The 5,462-nt window shown below is 33.2% G+C and carries 6 protein-coding genes; 4 read left to right on the forward strand and 2 right to left on the reverse strand.

The window, feature by feature from the left end; all coding sequences use genetic code 11:
* The first annotated feature begins 37 nt into the window (after positions 1–37).
* On the forward strand, positions 38–403 hold the full coding sequence (locus HRT72_03120; protein NQY66701.1) for a hypothetical protein: 366 nt from the start codon (positions 38–40) through the stop codon (positions 401–403).
* A 225-nt stretch (positions 404–628) separates the two neighbouring features.
* On the opposite strand, the gene HRT72_03125 is transcribed toward HRT72_03120, so the two are convergent.
* On the reverse strand, positions 629–2,311 hold the full coding sequence (locus HRT72_03125) for a hypothetical protein (protein ID NQY66702.1): 1,683 nt from the start codon (positions 2,309–2,311) through the stop codon (positions 629–631).
* 579 nt (positions 2,312–2,890) lie between these two features.
* Complete coding sequence (locus HRT72_03130; protein ID NQY66703.1) at positions 2,891–3,193, reverse strand: T9SS type A sorting domain-containing protein; 303 nt, start codon at positions 3,191–3,193, stop codon at positions 2,891–2,893.
* Positions 3,194–3,245: 52 nt separating this feature from the next.
* On the opposite strand from HRT72_03130, the gene HRT72_03135 reads away from it, so the two are divergent.
* The 3 genes from HRT72_03135 to HRT72_03145 all read left to right on the forward strand — a co-directional run.
* Complete coding sequence (locus HRT72_03135; protein ID NQY66704.1) at positions 3,246–4,055, forward strand: transcriptional regulator; 810 nt, start codon at positions 3,246–3,248, stop codon at positions 4,053–4,055.
* Positions 4,052–4,867: a nucleotidyl transferase AbiEii/AbiGii toxin family protein gene (locus tag HRT72_03140; protein NQY66705.1), complete on the forward strand. Its 816-nt coding sequence runs from the start codon at positions 4,052–4,054 to the stop codon at positions 4,865–4,867. The genes HRT72_03135 and HRT72_03140 overlap by 4 nt, the downstream gene beginning before the upstream one ends.
* A gap of 427 nt (positions 4,868–5,294) precedes the next feature.
* Positions 5,295–5,462 (forward strand): hypothetical protein (locus tag HRT72_03145; GenBank protein ID NQY66706.1); only part of this gene is annotated, 168 nt, incomplete at its 3' end.

Here is a 5,462-nt window from a genome sequence, read left to right on the forward strand (position 1 = left end):
CTATCCATTCGTTAATTCTTGGATTGAAAAAATTAGAATGGATACCAAGGGCTTTAAAATTTTTAAAGCTCTCACCATCGCAATTGTTGTATTTGGTATTTCTACGTCGGCTTACCAAACAACTAAAGTTGGAAGAGACAAAGCGATGATCCATGATTGTAGAGCTGTGCTGGGTTATATTGGGAATGATTCCATAATAAATATTTGTCCGAAATTATATTCTAGATGGAGTTTACACGGGTACTTTTCTCGCTATGCAAACGTGAGTTTAGAGAGAGATATCGATAAAGGGATCTACAAATATTACCTTGCTATTGATGCATGTAATAAAGAATACTTGGAAGAGAATTATAATCTTGTTCCTCTCGAAATGAAAAAGTTTACGCTTTACGAATTAAAGTAAAGTGAGGAGGATTTTTTTTAGCAGTCTCAATTAATTATTAAGGCCTTGGGTTAATTTCAAATACCCATCCCGAAGGATAGATAGGTACCTTAAGAGTCTCGTTTAATTTACCCGATCTAATATCATCAATCTTGTCAGAATTCTTAATCCATTCACGATCAACACCTAGTGGGGTATTGAAAAAGCGATTCTTGTTCAAAAAGAGGGAAACTACCAGTAAACAAGTTAAAATGGTTCCCTTAACCCATATGTTTTTTGAAGTGATACTATCCAAACCCAGCAGAGATATCCGAAAAATGGGAGTAGAAAAGCATATCTGAATTTCCACCAACGTTCGTTATAATCTAAAAAGTGGAGTAATACCTCAATATTTGCAACTCGAGCCATTGAAATCATTACAGGTACTAGAGTTATAATACCCAGTAGGGATAGAATAAGAATATTCTTGTTATTCCATTTTGTATAAATGAAGTAGCCCAAACCGGCCGTAATTAATGTGCTAAGGACTATAAAGAAGGAAGAGGAATGGATTAATTGGAAAGTAAGCTTATCCCCTAATATCGGAGCAATTATTAAATGGCTTGAAAAATTAATGTACCAAACTTCAAGATGAATAAGGCTCAATGATAAAGAAGATTGTTGATCTCGGATTATTGCATTTAGAATGGAAAAGAGAATAATTAAATTTAGGATGATGATTTCACCTATGTAAAATGTAATTTTCTTTTTCTGAGTCAGTTTTAAAATTATTCTTAATAAGAAAACAGGCAATAAAACTAGCACTGCTCCTTCAGAAGAAATACATAAAAAAGCGACAAGTAAATCTGTGATTGAATATTTACTTTCAATGCTTTTTAGCGATAGTAAACCTAAGTATGCCAACAATAGCCAATGTAAATTGCATAGGTTTCCAACAACTGAATTAACCCCAGGTGTAAAACACCACAATAATATTAATATGAATTTAATCCAATCATCTTTAATAATCCAATTGTATTCTTTGCGCAATATTTCGCATAAGAGGTATGCATATGCTAAATAGCAGGAAATAGTAATTAAGAAGGGTGTAAAAAGGGCAGGTAAATAAGAAAATAGCTGGGTTAATAAACGGGGCAACGTGTGGTAATAGCCAGCATACGATTCAAATATAGCAACTGGTCCCATTTGGAAATATTCTTGTAAGAAAACCCTGCCATCTTCTGCCCATATATCGGAGAAATAGATTTTGGAAATACCTCTTAAGAAAAGGATTGTGAAAGCCAACAGAAACCACTGGAAGTGTTTAATGTTTTCTATTGCTTTGGTTTTTAATAGAACCTTGCTCAAGGGGTGAAAGCTGAAACAGCTAAAGAGAAAAACACCCAAAAGGAATAAATTTAAAATGGAGAAAAGTGATTCTTTTACTTTTCTTATAGAAAAATGAGCTGGTATGTTTTTAACCGTAAAGTAGGGGTCATAAGTGTTGTCAACGGTATGTGCATGTGTAATGTTAATGCTATCCAAAGTAGTATGCTTGTTTGGTATAAGAAATCTAGAAGATTGATGGTTGAATAGTTCAATCTCTTCATTGTTATCCTTGAGAACAATAGAATTGAAATTAATTGGGTGCTGTTTATTATTACTACTGTAGTCTAACCTTAGTTTTTTAAACGGAGGTAAATTGAACTTTAATTTCTGGTTCTCGGTCCCACCTTTAATTTTAACTGATTGTGATTTGTTTTCAGAAAAATCTTCATCTGTATCAGTGGTGTAAAACACTTGAAAGACATCGTTTAAATCATAAGATGCTTTTATAGAAAGCGAAATAGGCCAGTCAGCATTAGAGACATTCGATTGTAAATTCTGATATGCCGGGAAACAAAGTAATGAGACAGTAACTATTGTTAAAATATAGGAACGGAATTTCATTTTATTCTTTAAATCATCATCCTATATTGAATTACTAATTAGTTAAAACGCTCAGCTAAGATATGTTTTTATGTTGCTCTAATAGAACACTTCAAACATTATCTCATAGACTTACTTTACTCAAGAATAAACCTTGACCTATTGAAGGAAATAGGGCGAAATTGTGATTTAACAGTCTAATCAGTCAACTTTTTTCAGGACAAGACAGTTGTTTATTTATAATAGTCGTCATAAGAATAGTTACTCATTATCATTGGGCAAGTGGAAACACATATCCTAAGACCACTGTATTGTTGTGGCCAGTCGGATACCGTCCAAAAAAGTATGGCTCAAAGATTCAATACATCAATTTGAACTAGCTGGTGAATCTGGTGTGTGTTTTATTGAAATTACTTCTGGAGAGTTTAAACAGCAGTATAAAGTAATTAAGGAGTAGCGGAGTCGATGGCAAAAGAAAAAGGGTCTCAGACAGCCATGGCCCCCAATCATAGGTCATAATATTTATTGTTATGCCCCATATTAGTTAATACAAATCTGAATTACTATTTCATAAATAAGCAAACTGCTTTGGAAATACAGCTATTTTTTCACGAGAGCATGTTGAATAATTATTTGCTTCGCGATCACTTTATCATCTTTTTTGATCCTCATAATATAGACACCCTCTTCAACATCAGAAATATCAATTCTCGCAATTTTTGACAGGTTTTGAAATCTTTTCACTTGTTTTCCTAACATGTTGACAATATGTATTTCATGATTTCCCTCGGTTTTAAAACGAATGGTTATTACCGTATTTACTGGATTAGGGTAAATTTCTATACGTTCAATAATGGTATTAATGGCTCCAATAGGATTTGAGATTATTAATGAATAATTAATATCTTCGTAGAACCCTTTATTGGGTGTTTAGCAGATATTTATTGTCTATAATATGCAAAATAAGTTAGATCAAGACATCTTAAAGAGATTTTCTCTTAATGAAATCTTATGTTTTTCATTAGAAGACGTAGCATTAGAATATCCATCTAAAACTAAAAAGTACCTAACAAAGGTCCTTGGAAAGATGGTAACAGAAGGGATATTGATGAGACTAAAAAAGGGGTTGTATCATATTGTTCCCTTAAACGAGGATGTTAGTCATTTCATTCCTGATTGGCATCTGGTAGCCAAATATTTGATGAGCAATAAAAAATACTACATAGGGTACTATTCAGCCATGCAAATACACGGACTTATTACACAGCCTAGTCTGAAAGAAATTATAGTTACTAATGTTCAGGTTAAGCCTAATAAATTTTTTATTAAGAATACTGAATTTCAGTTTGTGCATCATATTGAAAAGAGATTCTTTGGTTTTGAAAATGTTTGGATAGATGATTACAACAAGGTAAAGTGTAGCGATCTTGAAAAAACACTGGCTGATGTATTGAGCAAGCCTCATTATGGTGGTGGAATGGTTGAAATAGGAAAAGCTATTTACGAAACGAAGGAAAAAATAAGCAAAGACAAGTTGTTTAATTATTTAGAACAGCAAGAAAGTAACGCTGCGATAAAGCGGTATTTGTTTTTGTGTGATCTACTAGACATGTGGACAGCCTACCATGAAGGAATGCTACTTAAAATAGGAACTTCAATATCTGTGTTTGACACTACTGCACCAGACGAAGGTAAGGCCAATCACAAATTTGGTCTGAGAATAAATATTGATCCTAAGGACATTAGAGAAGCCATTTATACATGATACAACCAAAAGAGTTAAGCAAAATTTCAAATATTGTTGGCGTAAGACCTCAGCAAATAGAAAAAGACTATGTCGTTTCTTGGCTATTATGGGGAATAGCTCAAAATGATCTGCTGAAACAAAATCTAATTTTTAAGGGAGGAACTTGTATTAAAAAAATACACATTGAAGATTATAGGTATTCTGAAGATATGGATTTTACACTTCAGGATGATTCCATTCTTGATGAAGTCATATATGCTGAATTTGACAACATTTTCGGATTAATTTCAAGAGAAACAAGGATGAAATTTAACATTACTGAAGAATCAAAGGGAATCCATCCAGCAAGTGGGAGCATTAAGTTTTATGTTAATTATGTGGGGCCTTTAGGAGGGAATGGAGATCATGTAAAGCTGGATATCACTAGGGGTGAGCAACTTGAGTATGAACCAATAAATGGTAAAATACTTCAAATATATTCTGACATAGAAGATGAATTTATCATTAGGAGTTACGGATTAGAAGAAGTGGTAATTGAAAAGATGGCTGCCCTAATGGGAAGAACAGAACCTAGGGACTTATATGATTTTGATTATCTCACTAACATCGAACAGATTGAAATTCAAGATGTATATTATGAATTCGAACGAAAGGTCAATCATAAAGGATTGGATCCCAATAATTTCGTTGACAAGGTATCTAGTAAAGAAATCTTATTTCAAAAGTTATGGAATAAACGCCTAGAGCATCAAATTAAGGATTTATCAAAATTCAAAGACGTCTGGCGAAATCTAGGCAAGCAGTTCAGAAAAATTAATGGGTTGACGTAAGCCTATTTACATGAAATGCAAAATGAAGCTGTGCACGGAGTAGTGTCACAGTTGTATATATATAAACCTCTATATAAACAAAAAATCAAGAGCGGTGAGGAGTCGGAAATAATTCAGTGAGTTATCAACACTAAAAAAGCTTGCCAATTGTATTTTACTGAATTCCTTGTAAAAGAAGAAAGCCTTGATATGCTGTGATATCAAGGCTTTTCGTCTGCTCTCCCTGTTGTTAAAATATCGAACCAATTGATTGAAGATTTCCAGAATCTCTATCTACTAAAGCCTTTGATCGATGTGGATACTAGTAGGCTAGAAAGGCTTGCCAGTTAATTACTATTGTATAGATGCCTTACTGGTATAGAACACTATAGAGACTTAACCATTTCCTATTCTCTATATTTGTTTATTAATCATATATCCATTTCAAATGAAATATTTCTTTTTGCTTCTTTTAGTATCTATAATCAGCGTTTCAAATGCCCAAACGTGGAATCAAATTGGTACAGATATAGACGGAGAAGCTGCTCTTGATCAGTCAGGATATTCTGTTAGTTTAAGTAGTGATGGGTTAACAGTTGCTGTTGGTGCTTTACAG

This window comes from Flavobacteriales bacterium, assembly GCA_013214975.1.
Taxonomy (GTDB): Bacteria; Bacteroidota; Bacteroidia; order DT-38; family DT-38; genus DT-38.

Coding starts and splice junctions, on each gene's coding strand:
- HRT72_03120 (NQY66701.1), top strand. CDS start 38: ATGGATACCAAGGGCTTTAAAATTTTTAAAGCTCTCACCATCGCAATT.
- HRT72_03125 (NQY66702.1), bottom strand. CDS start 2,311: ATGAAATTCCGTTCCTATATTTTAACAATAGTTACTGTCTCATTACTT.
- HRT72_03135 (NQY66704.1), top strand. CDS start 3,246: ATGCAAAATAAGTTAGATCAAGACATCTTAAAGAGATTTTCTCTTAAT.
- HRT72_03140 (NQY66705.1), top strand. CDS start 4,052: ATGATACAACCAAAAGAGTTAAGCAAAATTTCAAATATTGTTGGCGTA.